Here is a 14,641-nt window from a genome sequence, read left to right as displayed (position 1 = left end):
CACGGGAGGAGTACGCACGGAGCCTCCCGCCGGAGGACGACCTCCCCCGCCCCGCCACGGTGGACTGGGGCCCATGTCATCCACCCCCCGCCCCACCGGAGCGCTCGGCGGCGTCCTGTACCCCGTCCTCTTCGTCGCGAGCCTCGCCGCCGGCGCCGCCACCGCCCCCTCCGGGGCGCCGCTCGCCACCCCGTACTCGGACGAGGACACGGCCCGCCGCTTCCTCTCCGCCGACCCCGAGGCCCTGCACCGCTCCCTCCAGCTCTCCTCCCTCCTCCAACTCCTCTCCGCCATCGCCCTGCTGGCCTTCGTCCCCCGCCTCGCCGACTTCGCGGGCGGCCGGCGCGCGGGCCTCGTCCGGGTGGCCGGGACGGCCTCCGCCGTCCTCCTCGCCCTGTCCGCGAGCACGGGCTGGGTCCTGTCCATGGTCAACCGGACCGCCGACCTCCCCCTCGCCCGCACGCTCCTGGACCTCACCTTCATCACCGGCGCCGCCCCCGCCGTCGGCACCCTGGGCCTGGTCCTGTGGCAGGTCTCCCGCACCGCGCGCGAGAGCCGCGCCCTGCCCTCCTGGGTGGCCTGGTCGGGGCTGGTCCTGGCCGTCGCGAGCCTGCTGTCCCTGCTCTCTCTGGTCGCCGAGCCCGCCACCCTCCTCATCCCCGTGGGCCGCTACCTCGGCTTCGTCTGGTTCGCCGCCGTGGGCATCACCCTGTGGCGCCGGGACGCCCTACCCTTCCGGCATGAGTGATCCACGCCGGCCGGTCCTCTCCTCCCTGGCCGTCGCCGCCGTCCAGGTGGTCGGTACGGTCGCGGCGGGTCAGCGCCAGCCCGACCGCGTCCACCTGGACGCCCTCGGCTACGCGCTGCTCCTCCTCGGCCCCGCCCTGCTCCTGTTCCGCCACCGGCACCCGGCGGCCGTCATGGCGGGCGCCACGGCCGTCACCGTCGGCTACCTCGCGGCCGGCTACCCGTACGGCCCGGCCTTCGCCTCCCTGGCCGTCGCCTTCTTCACCGCCGTCCAGCACGGCCGCCGCCGCACCGCCTGGGCCTGCGGCGGTGCCTTCTACCTCGCCCAGCTCCTCCTCCCGTACGCCCTCCCGAACACTCTCCCGAACGGCGTCCAACGCCCGAACGGCTGGCAGGAGTTGGGCATCGCGGGCATCCTGCTCCTGATCGCGACGGGCGCCGAGCTGGCCCGCGTCAGCCGCGAGCGCGTCGCCGCCACGAGGGCCGCCGCCGAGGAGGCGCGGCGCCGGCGCGCCGACGAGGAGCGGCTGCGGATGGCCCGCGAGCTGCACGACATCCTGGCGCACAGCCTCTCGCTGATCCACGTCCAGGCGGGGGTGGCGCTGGAGCTCGTCGACTCCCGCCCGGAGCAGGCGCGGACGGCCCTGGCGACGATCAAGGCCGCCAGCAAGGAGGCGCTGGGCGAGGTCCGCCAGGTCCTGGGCACCCTGCGCGGGCCGGAGGCCACCGCCGCCCCGCGCACGCCCGCCCCGGGCCTGGACCGGCTGGACGAGCTGGTCGAGCAGGCCGGACGGGCGGGCCTGGCCGTCACCCTCCTCCCGGAAGGCGCGCCGCAGGAGGCCCCGGCCGCCGTCCAGCGGGCCGCCTTCCGGATCGTCCAGGAGGCGCTGACCAACGTGATCCGCCACTCCGCCGCCCGGACGGCCACCGTCGCCCTCGCCCGGGAGGGCGAGGCCCTCACTGTCCGGGTCGAGGACCCGGGCCCCGCCGGCAGCTCCGAGGTAGGCGGTTCGGGGGCCGGGCTGATCGGCATGCGCGAGCGCGCCGCCGCCTTCGGGGGCACCCTGGAGGCGGGCCCGCACGGGACGGGCTTCCGCGTCCGCGCCCACCTGCCGACACGAGGTGACGAATGATCACGGTCCTGCTGGCCGACGACCAGGCCCTGGTCCGGGCGGGCTTCCGCGCCCTGCTCGACGCCCAGCCCGACATCGAGGTGGTCGCCGAGGCCGAGGACGGCGAGCCGGCCCTACGCCTGATCGCCCGACTGCGGCCGGACGTCGTGCTGATGGACATCCGGATGCCCCGCCTGGACGGCCTGGAGGCCACCCGCCGGATCGCCGCCGACCCGGCGCTGAACGACGTCCGGGTGGTCGTCCTGACCACCTTCGAGCTGGACGAGTACGTCTTCGAGGCGCTGCGCTCCGGCGCCGTCGGCTTCCTGGTCAAGGACGCGGAGCCCGCCGAACTGCTGCGCGCCGTCCGGGTCGCGGCGGCGGGCGACGCGCTGCTCTCCCCGGGCGTGACCCGCCGCCTGATCGGCGAGTTCGCCGCCCGCTCGAAGGAGCCCGCCGCCGTGAGCCTGGAGGCGCTGACCGACCGCGAGCGCGAGGTGCTGGCCCTGGTCGGGCTGGGCCTGTCCAACGAGGACATCGCCCGCCGCCTCGTCGTCAGCCCGCTCACCGCGAAGACGCACGTGAGCCGCGCCATGGTGAAGCTGGGCGTCCGCGACCGGGCCCAACTGGTCGTCCTGGCCTACGAGTCGGGCCTGGTCCGCCCGGGCTGGCTCAACTGACCCACGAGGCGGCTCATGCAGCCAGCAGCTGCGAGGCCAGGTCCACCGCCGGGCGGACGGGGACCAGCCGCGCCGTCGTCCCGCCCAGCGGCGCGGTCGCGGCCAGCGCGGGCTCGGTGCGGAACAGCCGCTCGCCGAGCGCCCCGAAGTGCAGGTCGTCGAGGTCGGGCGCCTTGAAGGCCACCCACCCCTGCGCTCCCACGCACCGGTACTCCCGCAGCTCGACCCCGCCCTGGCGCAGGTCGGCGAGGTGGAAGGCGGTGAAGTGGTCCATCTCCACGCCCAGCATCAGCACCCGCGCGTCGAGGTCGTAGAGCCGCCCGAGCGGCGAGTCGGGCCCGAGGTGGGAGGTGAGCGGGTGCGCGGCGGTGATCTCCCGGGCGTGCCGGCCGAGCGCCGCCCAGGAGGTCTGCGGGTGGCCGCTGCGCAGGGCGCCGGGCCGGGTGCGGATGGCCTCGGAGAGGGCGCCCATGGTCGGCGAGGCCGGGGTGGTGGCCGGGTCGAAGCGCGGCATGTTCGCCCGGTGGAGGTCGGCCTCCTCCGGGGTGAGCCCGGCGATGGCGGCCTGGTAGATCCGGGAGGTGGAGGAGTTCTCGGGGGTGGCGGTGTAGGCCACCAACGTCCCCTCGGGGCCGAGGACTTCGAGCAGGGCGTCGACGACGCCGCCCGCCCCGCCCTCCACCGGTCCGAGCGCTCGTAGCGAGGCCTGGACGTGCAGCACGCCGCCGGGGCGGACGCCGAGGCCGGTGAGCCCGGAGACGAGGTCGGGGACGGTCAGCAACGGGACTCCTCCATGGCTCAGGACAACGCGGGCGCCTCAGGCCTCGCGAGCCGCTCCGCACGCGCCCGCTCGGCCTCCTGCTCGGCCGTCGCGGGCAGCGCCACGGCGAGCCAGGGCACCAGGCTCTCACGCATCCCGTCCGCGAAACGAACCCCGAGCGCCGTCAACGCCCTTGACTCGGCGAGTCGTTCGACCGCCTCGGCCGTCCAGCGGCGCCAGAGCGCGAACTGGGCGCGCGCACGTTCGGCCGCGTCCCCCGCCAGCCCGTCGTAGGCGAGCGCCCGGGTGCCCCAGTACTCGGTGACGGCCAGGTGCGCGTACGTGCCCTGGAACAGCCCCTCCAGGGGGCGCGGGTCGGGCCTCCAGGGCGCGAAGTACAGCCTGTCGTCCGCCCGTTCGTACAGGTCGTACAGGTCGAGGACGGCCCCCAGCTTCACGTGCTGGAACTCGTGGGCGAGCAGCAGCGCGAGCGTCGGCGCCGTCGCGGGCCGGGCGACGGCCACCGCCCCGTACGCCTGCCGCGCCGCCGAACTGACGTCCCGCCCGGCGGGGCCGGAGCGCAGCGGCGTGACGGCGCCCAGCCCGGCCCGCAGCCCGGCCGCGTACGCGGGCAGGTCCCGCCCGAGCAGCTCCCAGGCCTCGCGCAACGCGCCCGTCCAGTCCGCCAGTTCGCCGTCCGACAGCCGTCCGGCCACCGGGTGGTCGTGGCTGTCCCGCAGCGGGTCGACGTCCTCCAGCGCGAGCGTCCACCCCCCGGCCAGCCGGACGCGCCGCAGCGGCTCGTCCAGGCCCCGCCGGACCGTCCCGTCCGCGGCCCGCACCTCGAACCCGTCGGCCAGCCCGGTGACCACGGCCTCCCCGTCGGGCACCGCGACCCTCCCGAGCGTCGGCAGGTGCAGCCACCCGCCGCGCACCGGCACCGTCACCGAGTCCCCCCGCCCGGCCCGTACGGCGGCCGCCGCCGCGAGGGCGGCGAGCGGGCCGAGGCCGGTGGCGAGGTCCCCGCCGAGGCGGCGGGCGGCCCAGGTGCGGGCGTAGGGGTGGGCGAGGACGGTGTCCACGGCGGCGGGCGCCACCACGTCCAGGGCGGCGAGCAGCGCCCAGGCGTCGCCGCGCCCGCGCCCGGAGGAGTCCCAGGCGGCGGCCAGCATCTCGCGGGTGAGGGCGAGTTGGGCCGCGCCGAGCGCCGTGACGGCCTCGGCGCCGCCGTAGCCGCGCGCGAACTCGTCGAGGTGCGCGGCGGTGAGCGGCTGCGGTCGCGCGGACGCGCCGCCCCGGGCGGGCACGGGCAGCGAACCGCCGCCCTCCGCGATGCCGTTGATGAGCGTCATGAGGTCCCCGCAGTAGACGGAGGGGTGGTCGAAGCCGGCCCCGTCGTCGCCCCGGTAGCGGTGGGCGTACAGCCCTCCGCCGCAGGAGCGCACCACGGGGCAGGCGCGGCAGGCCGCGCTGAGCCCGGCCAGGCCGGACTGGCGGGCGGCGATGCCCGGGTGCCGGGCGAGGTCGTCGATGCTGTGCCGGAAGACGTCCATACCGGTGACGGGCGCCCCGTCGTACGCGGTCTTGAGGCTGTCGGCCTGCTCGAAGGTGCCGTCCGTCTCGACGACGGCGAGGTCGGAGGGTTCGAGGCCGAGGGACTCGGTGAGGCTGGAGAGCCCGCGCAGCGTCCGGTGGACGGATTCGAAGGTGCGGACGGAGAAGGGGCGCCCGTCCGTTTCCCACAGCCTGTGGACGGTGAGCAGCCAGTCGGCGTACGGCGTGGGGCCCTGCGCGGAGGGACGTTTCGGCGGCTCGTCCCAGGTGGCGTGCGGGAGGAGGAAGTCGACGGCGGGGGGATGGAGTTCGGCGAGCGCCCGGTAGACGGCCACCGGGTCGTTCTCCACGTCGACGGTGCACAGCAGCCCCGCGTAGAGGTGCCGGAACTCGGGCTCGCGCAGCAGGGCGACGGCCCGCAGGACCTGTGGATGGCTGGTGCGCCCGTCGGCGAAGCGCCGGTGCCGGTCGTTGGCGGCGCGGTCCCCGTCCAGCGAGACGCCGACCTTGACGCCGAGCTCCGCGAACAGCTCGCAGAACGCCCGGCCGAGCAGTACCCCGTTGGTGTGGATGCGCAGGTCGAGGGCGCAGCCGGCCGGGAGCGCCCCCCGCAGCTCCTCGGCGGCGCGGCGCAACCGGTCCGGGCCGGCGAGCAGGGGCTCTCCCCCGTGCAGGACGACCCGGACGGCGGACAGCCGGTGCGCGGCCGCGTGCTCGCCGATGCGCTCGGCGGCCTTGGCCAGGATCCCGTCGGCGACGACCTTCGGCCGGGCCCGCCAACTGGTGTCGGCGTGCTCGTACACGTAGCAGTGGTCGCAGGCGAGGTCGCAGCGGCTGTGCATCTTGACCACGAATTGCGTCAGTGGCAGCGGAATTCGCGTCGGCATGGACCTGGTGGTGATCCGGTCTGGATTCGGCCCGGGTTCCTTCGGGGGCCGGGTCAGATCGACGAGTTGAAGGCCGCCACGGGCACGAGCCCCGAATCCGCCCCGGGCAGCGCGCGCTGCAGCCGGTTGGCGAGCTCCTCCGCGCCGAGCGCGGCGAGGTCGGCGAGGGACGGGCGCTCCGGCGTCTCCTGAGTGTCAGTGAGGTTGCCGGCCGGCCTGGTGCTGGTTACCGGAGTCATAGTTCGTTTCCTTAGGCGCGGTTAGGACCTGCCGAGTGCGGGTAGACCACCCGGTTGCGACCAAATGTAGTGCCCGCGAGGACTCCGCGCGGCACCTTGCCGCCCCAAGTTCGTCCGCTCGGCCGGTCGACACGGTACGGCAGGGCGCAAAAGCCCCGGAATTCACCCGTTCAGCGGTCGCGCACTCCGCCGTTACGCGCGCCGAAGGCCGTTGACCGGGCCAGGGGTTCGATTCCGCCCCACGGCCCGCCCGGACGGACGAACCGTTCCCGGGCCGCCGCCCGGGCAATCACCGGTTCGCGGCCGAATCACCCAGGCGCCCGAGGGAACACAGCAGCTCCTCGGTGAATTCCCGGCCCTGCTCGGTGAGTTCGCCGGATTCCAGCAGGGTCCGCCCGGCCGCCGAGGTGTGCCCCCGCCAGAGGGAGCACTCGCGGGCCGCCCGGTCCGGCTCGCTCTGCCCGGCGGCGGATTCCGCGGCCCAGAAGTCCGCGACCCCGAGGTGCGCGTACGTCCCCTGGAGCAGCGCCCCGACCGGCCGCAGGTCGGGCCGCCAGGGCGCGTGGTAGACGGCGTCCCCGTTGGGCCGGTGCAGCGGCACCAGGTCGAGCAGGGCGCCGAGTTGGACGTGCAGGAACTCGTGCACCAGCGCCAGCGCCAGCAGGACGGGCTCCGTCGGCAGCGAGGCCGCCACGGCCCCGTACGCCCGCCGGGCGGCGGCACTGACCGCCTCCCCACCGGGCGCGGGCCGCAGGGGCACGAGCACCCCGACGCAGGCCGCCACGGCGGGCGCGTGCCAGGGGTGCCGGCGCACCAGGATGCTCCAGGCCTCGGCCAACGCCGAGTGCCACTCGGCGAGTTCGCCCTCGTCCAGCGGCCCGGTCGGCCGCCCGTAGTGGACCAGGCGCGGCCCGGCGTGGTCGAGGACGGGCCGCCAGCGCAGCCCGTCGCACTCCAGGTCGAACGCCTCCCCCGGCCGGCTCGCCGCGAACTCGGCCAGCCCGCCCAGCGATACGTCCTCCCCGGCCTTCAGGGCGCGCAGGCGGTCGGCCGCCCAGGCGTCCAACTCCGGCCTCAGCAGCACCTCCTCCCACCGCGCCCGGTCGGCGCCCCGCAGCTCGCACACCCGGGCGTAGGCCTCGGCGTAGCCCTCGTCCTCCGGCGCCTCCCGCCGCAGCGCCAGCAGCAGCAGCGCCCGCTTGCTCAACTGCCCGGCCCGCAGCAGCCGTACGGCCCCCGGCCCGCCGCGCGCGCCCGCGATCGCCCGGAACACCTCCCGGCTCACACCGTGCCGGGGCAGTCCGTCCGCCCCGCGCGCGCCCGGCACCCCGGCCACCGCCACCGCCTCGCCCGTACCCGTCACCGGTCGTCCTCTCTCGTGTCCGGCCCGCACCGGCCGGCCCGCCGCCTCGCCCGAAGTCTGCCTCCCGGCGGCCCGCGGCCGTCGATCCTGCGGCGGGCGCTACCCCGAACGGGTGAGCGGGGCGCCGGCACGGCGCCGTCGTTCGAGTGCGCCCGGGCAACCCTCGATCCTACACCGCGAGATGACGGGCCATCAGATCGAGCGGAGCCGCCGCCCCCGTGCCCACCAGGTCCGCGACCCCCGCCCGCAGCCGCCCGGCGATGTGCCGGATCAGCCGGTCGAGGTCCGCGCAGTACACCGACGGGTGCCCGAAGCCCCCCGCCCCCGCGTACCGGTGCGCGTACAGCCCCCCGCCGCAGACCCGCACCAGCGGGCACCCGCCGCAGACCTCCCCCAGGCCCGCCAGGCCGTGCTGGCGCGCCCGGAACGCCGGGTGCGCGGCCGCCGCGTCGAAGCCGTGCCGCCACACGTCCAGCCCCGTAGCGGGCGCCCCTTCGTAGGCGACCTTCAGGCTGTCCGCCTGCTCGATCGCCCCGTCCGTCTCCACCACCACCAGGTCCACCGGCGCCAGCCCGACCGCCTCGCTGGCCCCCCGGCCGCCGAGCAGCAGCACCGACAGCTCCTCGAACAGCCGCACCCCTGTCTCCCGCCGGGGCGCGTCGTACCAGCGGTCGAAGGCCGCGATCAGCCAGTCCCCGTACGGCGCCGGCCCGTCCCCGCACCCGCAGGGCGGCGCGCCCGGCGGCTCCCGGCGCCCCGTCCCCGGCGGCGGCTCCTCCCAGGTGGCGTGCGGCAGCAGCAGGTCCAGCCGGGGCGGGCGGAAGTCGACGAGCGCCTCGTACGTGGCCACCGGATCGGCGGCGAGGTCCACGACGCACAGCAGCCCGGCGAACAGCTCCCGGTGCCGCTCCGAGCCCAGCAGCCGCACCGCCGCGGCCGTCCGGGCCCAGCTGCCGCCGCCGGAGGGCAGCAGCCGGTGCCGGTCGTGGTCGGCGGGCGTTCCGTCCATCGAGACGCCGACGGCCACCCGGTGCCGGTGCAGCACGTCGAGCAGCGCCGGATCGTCCAGCAGCCGCAGCCCGTTGGTCTGCAGGCTGAACCGCACCCGGGGCCCGGCCACCGCCAACTCCCGTAGCAGCGCGTCCAGATGGGCGGCGCCGACGAGCAACGGCTCGCCGCCGTGCAGCACCACGGTGACCTCGTCGAGCCCGTGCCGCCGCGCGTGCTCGCCGATCCGGCGCGCGGTGCGGCGCACGGTGGGCAGTTCCATCCGGCGCGGCCGGTCGCGCCAGCTCTGGTCGGCCGCCTGGTAGACGTAGCAGTAGTCGCAGGCCAGGTTGCACCGACTGTGGATCTTCAGCAGGAACTGCCGGAACGGCACCATGGCCGCGACCCTATCCGGCTCCGGCAGCCCCTGCCGACCATCCGTCACCACCCGTCACACGTGCGGGGGCTCGACGTCGGAGTCGAGCCTCGCCCCGGCCTTGACGGCCTTCGTGGTCGGGTGCTCGTCCCCCAGCGTGGCCTTCGCCCGCCGGATGCAGTCCCCGCGCAGCTCCGCCGCCCGTGCGGCGTCGCCGAGGGAGGCCAGCGACAGCGACAGGTTGGACTTGATGCCGATCGAGTCGTAGTGGTCCGGGCCGAGCGCCTCCTCCATCATCGGCGCCGCCTCCAGCTCCAGGGCCAGCGCGCCCCGCGGATCGCCGGTGAGGGCCAGGTCGTTGGCGTGGTTCATCATCGCGATCGGGATGTACAGGTGGTGCGCCCCGAGCACGGCGCGGAACTGGGTGAGCGTGCGCCGGGAGAGGTCCCGGGCCTCCTCGACCCGGCCCGCCAGCCGCAGGTAGACGGAGAGGTTGTTGGCCCCGGCCAGCGTCACCGGGTGGTCCTCGCCGAGGTAGTCGCGGTAGCGGGCGAGGGCCCGCTCGGCGAGCGGAATGGCCCGCTCGGTCTCGCCGAGCGCGTTGAAGTCGCTGGCCAGGTTGGTGGCGGCGGCCAGGGTGTCCGGGTGCTCCGGGCCGTTGATGTCCAGGTAGCGCCGGTAGATGTCCTCGTCGATCTCCAGCGCCTCGTGGTACCGGCCGTCGCGGCGCAGCGCGACGGCGAGGTTCTTGCGGGCGCGCAGGGTGTCGGTGTGGTTGTCGCCGATGGTCTGCTGGTAGATGCGCACCGTCTCCTCCAGCAGGTCCAGCGCCTCGCGCAGCCTCCCGGTCTCGCGCAGGTCGCGGGCGTAGTTGGAGGCGGAGGAGAGGGCGTAGAGGCTCTGCGCGCCGAGGGCGTCGCGCTGCTGGAAGTAGTTGCTGCGGTGGCGCTTCAGGGCGGCCTGCCGGTCCCCGGCCAGGTAGTCGGAGACGGCGAGGTTGTTGGTGATCATCAGGGTGCGCGGGTGGTCGGGCCCGAGGGTGCGCCGGGCGGCGTCGAGGGTGCGCCGGTCGAGGGCGCGGGCCTCGGCGTAGCGGCCGAGGAAGCGCAGGTCGGCGCCGAGGCTGTTGGCGACGGCGAGGGTGTGCGAGTGCTCGGGGCCGAGGGTCGCGGTGAAGCGCTCCAGGATGTCCCGGTCCATCTCGTACGCCTCCTGCAGGGCGCCCTGGGAGCGGCGGATGTTGCTGAGCTGGGTGCGCAGCATCAGGGTCTGGGCGTCGTTGTCGACGTCGAAGCCCGGCCCGCCGTACCCCTCCTGGCGCCAGTGGCGCAGGGTGCGCTCGGCGAGTTCCCGCCCGGCCTCGTGGAGGCTGCGCTTCCACTGGTAGCGCACGGAGTCGATGACCCACTGACGGACGTCCTCGTCGGCGCTGTCCACGGCGCCGGACGGCCAGAGGTGGGGCAGGAGTTCGGAGTAGTCGGCCCAGTCGGTCGGCACGTCCGGGTCGCCCGGGTTGGCGCCGGCCAGCGCGGCGTGGACGACCTCGCGCAGCTCGGCCCCCCGCGCCTCGCCGACCTGGTCGCGCAGGACGGCCTGGACGAGCCGGTGCACGGTGATCGTCTCGCTGCCCTGGTCGGCGCGGGCGAGCCCGAACCGGTTGATGGCGCGCAGGAACTCGCCGATCGCGAGCTTGTCGCGCGGGGCCCTGGGCGGCAGCTTCAGGGCGCGTACGACGGCCCGGCTGTAGAGCAGCCGCATGGGGATGGCGTCGGGGCCGAGGAAGGCGCAGATCTCCAGGATCTGGGCGGCCGGGGCGTTCATCCGGCGCAGTTCCTCGACGGAGATGCGCAGCGTCGCGGCGGCGGAGTGCGGGTAGTCGGCGGAGTGCAGGGCGGTGCGCTCCAGCATCTCGGTGAGCGCCCGGTCGAGTTCGCCGAGGTAGTCGGCGATCCGCATCGGCGTCTCCTGGAGCCAGACGGCGGCCTGGCCGACGGCCAGCGGCAGGTCGCCGAGCCGGGAGGCGATCTGCTCGGCGTCCTCGGCGCTGAGGCCGTGGTTGAAGCGGCGCAGCAGCCGCACGCTCTCCTCGCGCATGAAGACGTCGACCTCGACGAGCCCGGCGTGCTTGGACCAGCCCTGGTTGCGGGAGGTGATCAGCACGTGCCCTCCGCTGGCCCCGGCGGGCAGCCAGGGGGCGAGTTCCTCGGGCGTGCTGGCGTTGTCGAACACGATCAGCCAGCGCGCGGAGGGCTGGCCGCGCCGCAGCGCGTCGAGCACGGCGGCGGCGGTGTGGGCGACGTCGTCGCCGCCGGGCACGCCCAACCTCGTGGCGAGCTTGGCGAGTTCGGCGGGGATGTTCGCCGGGTCCTCGGCCGGCACCCACCAGACCACGTCGTAGGCGGCCCTGAAACGGTGCGCGTACTCGCCGGCGATCTCGGACTTGCCGGCGCCGCCGAGGCCGTACAGGACCTGGCTGCGGACGGCGGCGGGGCCGCCGGTGAACCGGTTCCGCAGCAGTTCGAGCACCCGCCCGCGCCCGATGAACGAGGCGTTGCGGGACCGGACTTCGAGCACCTGCGGCGCGTTGCCGGGGAAGCGGGCGGGGGCGAGGAACTCCCCGCTGTCGTTGTCCGAGCCCCGGTTGGCCCCGGGGGCCTGGCCGAACTCGTGGTACAGCTGCGCCTCGGCGTTCACGGCGGCGGAGCGGTTGAGGTCCGGTACGGCGTGACCGGCGAAGGGCCGGGGCACCGGGTCGTCCGAGTCCTGGAGCCGCAGCGCGACCAACGTCGGTGCGCCGGTGGGAAGTTCGCCGCCGTACAGGTACTGCCAGACCTCGGCGGCGCGGGGCAGCGCGGTGTACTCGGGCGAGAGCAGCGCGAGCAGACGCCCCTGCCCGCCGGCCGGCCCGGTGACCTCGGGCGGCCGGGGCCCGACGTACGGGTCGGCGGCGTTGTGCAGCGAGGTCTGGTAGCCGAAGCGGGTGAGGGTGGCGGCCGCCCACTCGGCCCACATCCGGTTCTCGGGCGCGTAGCTGACGTACACCTGCCGGGGAACGGCCCGGGCCGAGCGCAGGTAGGCCCCGTAGAGCCTGCGCCTTGTCTCCCCGCCGAGCGGGCGCAGGCTGCGCACCCGCCCGTCGGTGATCCACCCCGACAGCCGCTCGAAGGCGTTGAGCAGGCTGCGGGCCTCCTGCGGCCGGTCGGCGACGGTGGCGGGCACCTCCTCGTAGGCGTAGAACGGCTTGTACGGCACCTCGACGTCGGCCCAGTAGCCGGCCCGGCGCTCGACGCCGAGCCATTGGAGGTAGGGCGCGAAGGCCTCGCGGGCGAAGTCCCGTCCGGCCTCCAGGCGTTCCTGCTCGGCGTCCTCGACGCGCATCGGCACGGGCATGACCCGGATCGGGCGCTCGTCGGCCTCCGCGATGGTGTGGGCCGCGGCGACGCCGCCCCGGATGTTCTGGGCGCTGAAGGTGAAGCAGTCGACGACGGTGTCGGGCATCAGGACGGTACAGATGCCCGAGGTGTCGCTGACCCCGGTGCGGCTGTCGATGAGCACGTAGTCGTAGTTGCGGGCCCAGCGTTCGCGCAGCTCGCGCAGGAACTCCCCGCCCCGGATGTCGCGGCCGTGGTAGAAGCTGCGCCAGTTGAAGCTGGTGACGGCCGCGGCGTAGGCGGCGTTCTGCCGGCCGGCGGGCAGGAAGTCGAGCCGGCCGCCGGGCGGCAGGTCGAGGGCGAGCCCGCAGACGTAGCCGTCGAGGCGTCCGGGCTCGTCCAGCCACTCGGCCGGGGAGAGGCCGGTCGGCCCGGAGGCGGAGGGCAGTGCCTGCTTGACGTAGGAGCGCAGCAGGTCGATCAGCCCGTCCGTGGAGTGGAGTTCGGGATCGACGAGCAGCGGGTGGTAGTAGCGGTGGAGGCCGGGCGCTTCCAGGTCCCAGTCGACGACGAGGACGCGCAGGCCGCGGCTGGCGAGGATCCAGCCGACGTTGGCGAGCGCCATGGTGCGGCCCGTCCCGCCCTTGAACGAGTAGAACGTGACGACCGATCCCGGTCCGCCGCGCTCCGGCCGTGCGTCGGGCTCAGTGGTCATCGCCGTGGTCTCCGTTCAGCGGGACGCCGTCGTCCTGTCGGCCCGGGCGCTGGCCCGGCAGTGGGGGTGGGGGTGGGAACGCCGGGCCCTGGTCCGGGTCCGGGAGGAGTCCTGCGAACGGGCGCGGGCCGGGCGGGCCCGGCCTGGGCCCGGAGGGGATGGTCAGCCCGGGCATGTCGGGGCCGCCGGTGTCGAATCCGAAGGGGTCGCCGCCCTCCCAGTCGAAGTTGTCGTCCATGAGCTTGTTCTGGGCGACGGTCACCATGATGTCGAGGTCGCGGTCGAAGCTCTCCCGCTTCACCTTCACCCGGAAGAGGTGCTCCGGATCACTGCGGCGCAGCCAGTTGCGGCGGAACACGCCGCGCACGCCGGTCCACAGCGCCTCGCGTGTCGGCCCGTCGGCGGGGTCGTGGTCGCCGCTGGGCACCAGGACGCCGGTGACGGGGTGGTTCTGGTCGTCGTACTCGCGCAGCGCGGCCCGGTAGCGCTCGCCGGCGGCCACCCACGGGTCGACCAGCAGCACGCTGACCTGGCTGTCCTCGCGGGCCTGGTCGAGCTTGGCGCCGAGGCCGACGCCGATCTCCTCCAGCGTGGTGGTGTGCCCGGCCGCGGTGATCACCTGCTGGGCGCGGGCGGCCAGCGAGGGGCGGGTCGGCGGGTGGTAGGGCGCCCAGTCCCAGGGCCGGGGGCCGTGGTGGGCGCCGTTCTCCGGGGCGGCCTCGGTGGCCCGCCCGGCGGCGATGAACAGCCGCACCATGCCGGGGCTGTCGGAGGGCACCAGGGCGGGCGCGGTGGGCGCGGTGGGCGGCGGGAAGTAGCCGCGCACGGCGCCGAGGTCGAACTCGGGGAGTTCGCCGAGCCGCCGCTCGGCCGCTCCCTTGATCCGCCCGGCGACGACCCGTACGACGGTGCGGTACGCCTCGCCGCCCGGGTCGGTGCGCAGCAGGGCGCGCAGCCCGTGGCGGGCGTAGGCCTCCCCCATGTCCGGCTGGGCCCACTGGATCTTGTTGACCTCCTCGTGCAGGTCGGCGGGCGCGACGGGCTCCCACAGCACGGGGATCAGCGCGGGCACGGGCTCGCCGTGCTGCTCGTGGTGGCGGCGCACCCGGCCGCGGAAGGCCGTCCACTCCTTGCCGCAGTAGAGACTGGCGAAGTAGGCGGGCGAGTAGAGCGCGACCATGGTGCGACAGCGCCCGAGCATCCGGGCCAACTCCTGGGCCCAGTCGTCGCCGACGAACAGCCGTTCGGTGTCCCGATAGGCGAGCTCCTCGGCCCGGGCGGCCCGCAGCGCGCGGCCGAGTTCGTCCCGCAGGTCGTTGAAGAACTGGTCGACGAAGGCGTCCTCCGCCTCGTAGTCCCGACGCGCGTAGCTGAAGAAGAAGTACGGCCGTTGGTCCCTCTGGTCCGCCGGTTCCGCGCCCTGCCGTTGATCCCGCTCCATCACCTGTTCCCCCGAGTCCGACGGTGCCGCGACGGCGCTGGCTTCATACCCAGCATGTCGTGAACTCCACCGGTTCTACAGGGAAGTTGGCGAATTCTCCTGCCTCGGGTGGTTTAACCGGGGGTCAGGCGCGCGCCCGCGCGCCGGAGCGCCCACGGCGCACGGGAGCGCGCCCCGGCGCGTCGAGCCGCCCGGGGGCGGGGGTCAGAGGTCGAGCGCCGACTGGAACGCGGCCAGCGGCTCGGCGCCCGGGGTGAGGGCGTCCGCGACGACCCGGCGCAGCAACTCGCCGAGGACGGTATCGGGCAGGGCGTCGAGATCGTCGAGAGGCAGGGCGGCTACGTCGACCAGGTCGGAGCAGAGTCCAACGGTATCGGCACCGGTGACGCCCATCAGTCCCTCACTCGAT

General features: G+C 75.2%; 11 protein-coding genes. 3 read left to right on the top strand and 8 right to left on the bottom strand.

Translation table 11 applies throughout. The features are described from left to right. Positions 1–73 precede the first annotated feature (73 nt). Genes ACIRRS_RS11400 through ACIRRS_RS11390 form a run of 3 tightly spaced genes read left to right on the top strand, consistent with a single transcriptional unit; the run spans position 74 to position 2,539 of the window. A complete protein-coding gene (locus ACIRRS_RS11400) occupies positions 74–748 on the top strand; it encodes a hypothetical protein (protein ID WP_402968198.1) in 675 nt (224 codons plus the stop codon). Further along, on the top strand, positions 741–1,880 hold the full coding sequence (locus tag ACIRRS_RS11395) for a sensor histidine kinase (protein ID WP_402968195.1): 1,140 nt from the start codon (positions 741–743) through the stop codon (positions 1,878–1,880). Before ACIRRS_RS11400 ends, ACIRRS_RS11395 begins: the two co-directional genes overlap by 8 nt. Then, positions 1,877–2,539 (top strand): response regulator, encoded by a 663-nt coding sequence (locus ACIRRS_RS11390; protein ID WP_402968192.1) that lies wholly within the window; start codon positions 1,877–1,879, stop codon positions 2,537–2,539. The genes ACIRRS_RS11395 and ACIRRS_RS11390 overlap by 4 nt, the downstream gene beginning before the upstream one ends. 13 nt (positions 2,540–2,552) lie before the next feature. Here the strand turns inward: ACIRRS_RS11390 and ACIRRS_RS11385 are convergent, their stop codons facing one another. The 8 genes from ACIRRS_RS11385 to fxsA all read right to left on the bottom strand — a co-directional run bounded on the left by ACIRRS_RS11385 (position 2,553) and on the right by fxsA (position 14,625). After that, entirely contained in the window at positions 2,553–3,320 is a 768-nt protein-coding gene (locus ACIRRS_RS11385; protein ID WP_402968189.1) for an aminoglycoside N(3)-acetyltransferase, read from the bottom strand. A 17-nt stretch (positions 3,321–3,337) separates the two neighbouring features. Beyond that, the gene (locus ACIRRS_RS11380) at positions 3,338–5,740 is read right to left on the bottom strand and encodes an FxsB family cyclophane-forming radical SAM/SPASM peptide maturase (protein ID WP_402968186.1); all 2,403 of its coding nucleotides are present in this window, start codon (positions 5,738–5,740) and stop codon (positions 3,338–3,340) included. A 53-nt stretch (positions 5,741–5,793) separates the two neighbouring features. Continuing rightward, entirely contained in the window at positions 5,794–5,979 is a 186-nt protein-coding gene (locus tag ACIRRS_RS11375; protein ID WP_396285389.1) for a hypothetical protein, read from the bottom strand. 289 nt (positions 5,980–6,268) lie between these two features. Beyond that, positions 6,269–7,342: an aKG-HExxH-type peptide beta-hydroxylase gene (locus ACIRRS_RS11370; RefSeq protein ID WP_402968183.1), complete on the bottom strand. Its 1,074-nt coding sequence runs from the start codon at positions 7,340–7,342 to the stop codon at positions 6,269–6,271. Between the two features lie 169 nt (positions 7,343–7,511). Beyond that, a complete protein-coding gene (locus ACIRRS_RS11365; protein WP_402968180.1) occupies positions 7,512–8,726 on the bottom strand; it encodes an FxsB family cyclophane-forming radical SAM/SPASM peptide maturase in 1,215 nt (404 codons plus the stop codon). Between the two features lie 54 nt (positions 8,727–8,780). Beyond that, the gene (gene fxsT / locus ACIRRS_RS11360) at positions 8,781–12,791 is read right to left on the bottom strand and encodes an FxSxx-COOH system tetratricopeptide repeat protein (RefSeq protein WP_402968177.1); all 4,011 of its coding nucleotides are present in this window, start codon (positions 12,789–12,791) and stop codon (positions 8,781–8,783) included. After that, entirely contained in the window at positions 12,781–14,232 is a 1,452-nt protein-coding gene (locus tag ACIRRS_RS11355) for a TIR-like protein FxsC (RefSeq protein ID WP_402968174.1), read from the bottom strand. Before ACIRRS_RS11355 ends, fxsT begins: the two co-directional genes overlap by 11 nt. A 204-nt stretch (positions 14,233–14,436) precedes the next feature. Continuing rightward, a complete protein-coding gene (gene fxsA / locus ACIRRS_RS11350) occupies positions 14,437–14,625 on the bottom strand; it encodes an FxSxx-COOH cyclophane-containing RiPP peptide (protein WP_402968171.1) in 189 nt (62 codons plus the stop codon). Positions 14,626–14,641: the final 16 nt, after the last annotated feature.

The organism is Kitasatospora sp. NPDC101183 (assembly GCF_044767945.1).
Classification (GTDB): domain Bacteria; phylum Actinomycetota; class Actinomycetes; order Streptomycetales; family Streptomycetaceae; genus Kitasatospora.
The sequence above is the reverse complement of the archived record's forward strand: the minus strand, read 5'-3'. Positions and strand labels throughout refer to the sequence as shown.

What these genes read in the sequence shown, in the direction of transcription:
- ACIRRS_RS11400 (WP_402968198.1), top strand. Translation starts at nt 74, where the DNA reads ATGTCATCCACCCCCCGCCCCACCGGAGCGCTCGGCGGCGTCCTGTAC.
- ACIRRS_RS11395 (WP_402968195.1), top strand. Translation starts at nt 741, where the DNA reads ATGAGTGATCCACGCCGGCCGGTCCTCTCCTCCCTGGCCGTCGCCGCC.
- ACIRRS_RS11390 (WP_402968192.1), top strand. Translation starts at nt 1,877, where the DNA reads ATGATCACGGTCCTGCTGGCCGACGACCAGGCCCTGGTCCGGGCGGGC.
- ACIRRS_RS11380 (WP_402968186.1), bottom strand. Translation starts at nt 5,740, where the DNA reads ATGCCGACGCGAATTCCGCTGCCACTGACGCAATTCGTGGTCAAGATG.
- ACIRRS_RS11375 (WP_396285389.1), bottom strand. Translation starts at nt 5,979, where the DNA reads ATGACTCCGGTAACCAGCACCAGGCCGGCCGGCAACCTCACTGACACT.
- ACIRRS_RS11365 (WP_402968180.1), bottom strand. Translation starts at nt 8,726, where the DNA reads ATGGTGCCGTTCCGGCAGTTCCTGCTGAAGATCCACAGTCGGTGCAAC.
- fxsT (WP_402968177.1), bottom strand. Translation starts at nt 12,791, where the DNA reads ATGACCACTGAGCCCGACGCACGGCCGGAGCGCGGCGGACCGGGATCG.
- ACIRRS_RS11355 (WP_402968174.1), bottom strand. Translation starts at nt 14,232, where the DNA reads ATGGAGCGGGATCAACGGCAGGGCGCGGAACCGGCGGACCAGAGGGAC.
- fxsA (WP_402968171.1), bottom strand. Translation starts at nt 14,625, where the DNA reads ATGGGCGTCACCGGTGCCGATACCGTTGGACTCTGCTCCGACCTGGTC.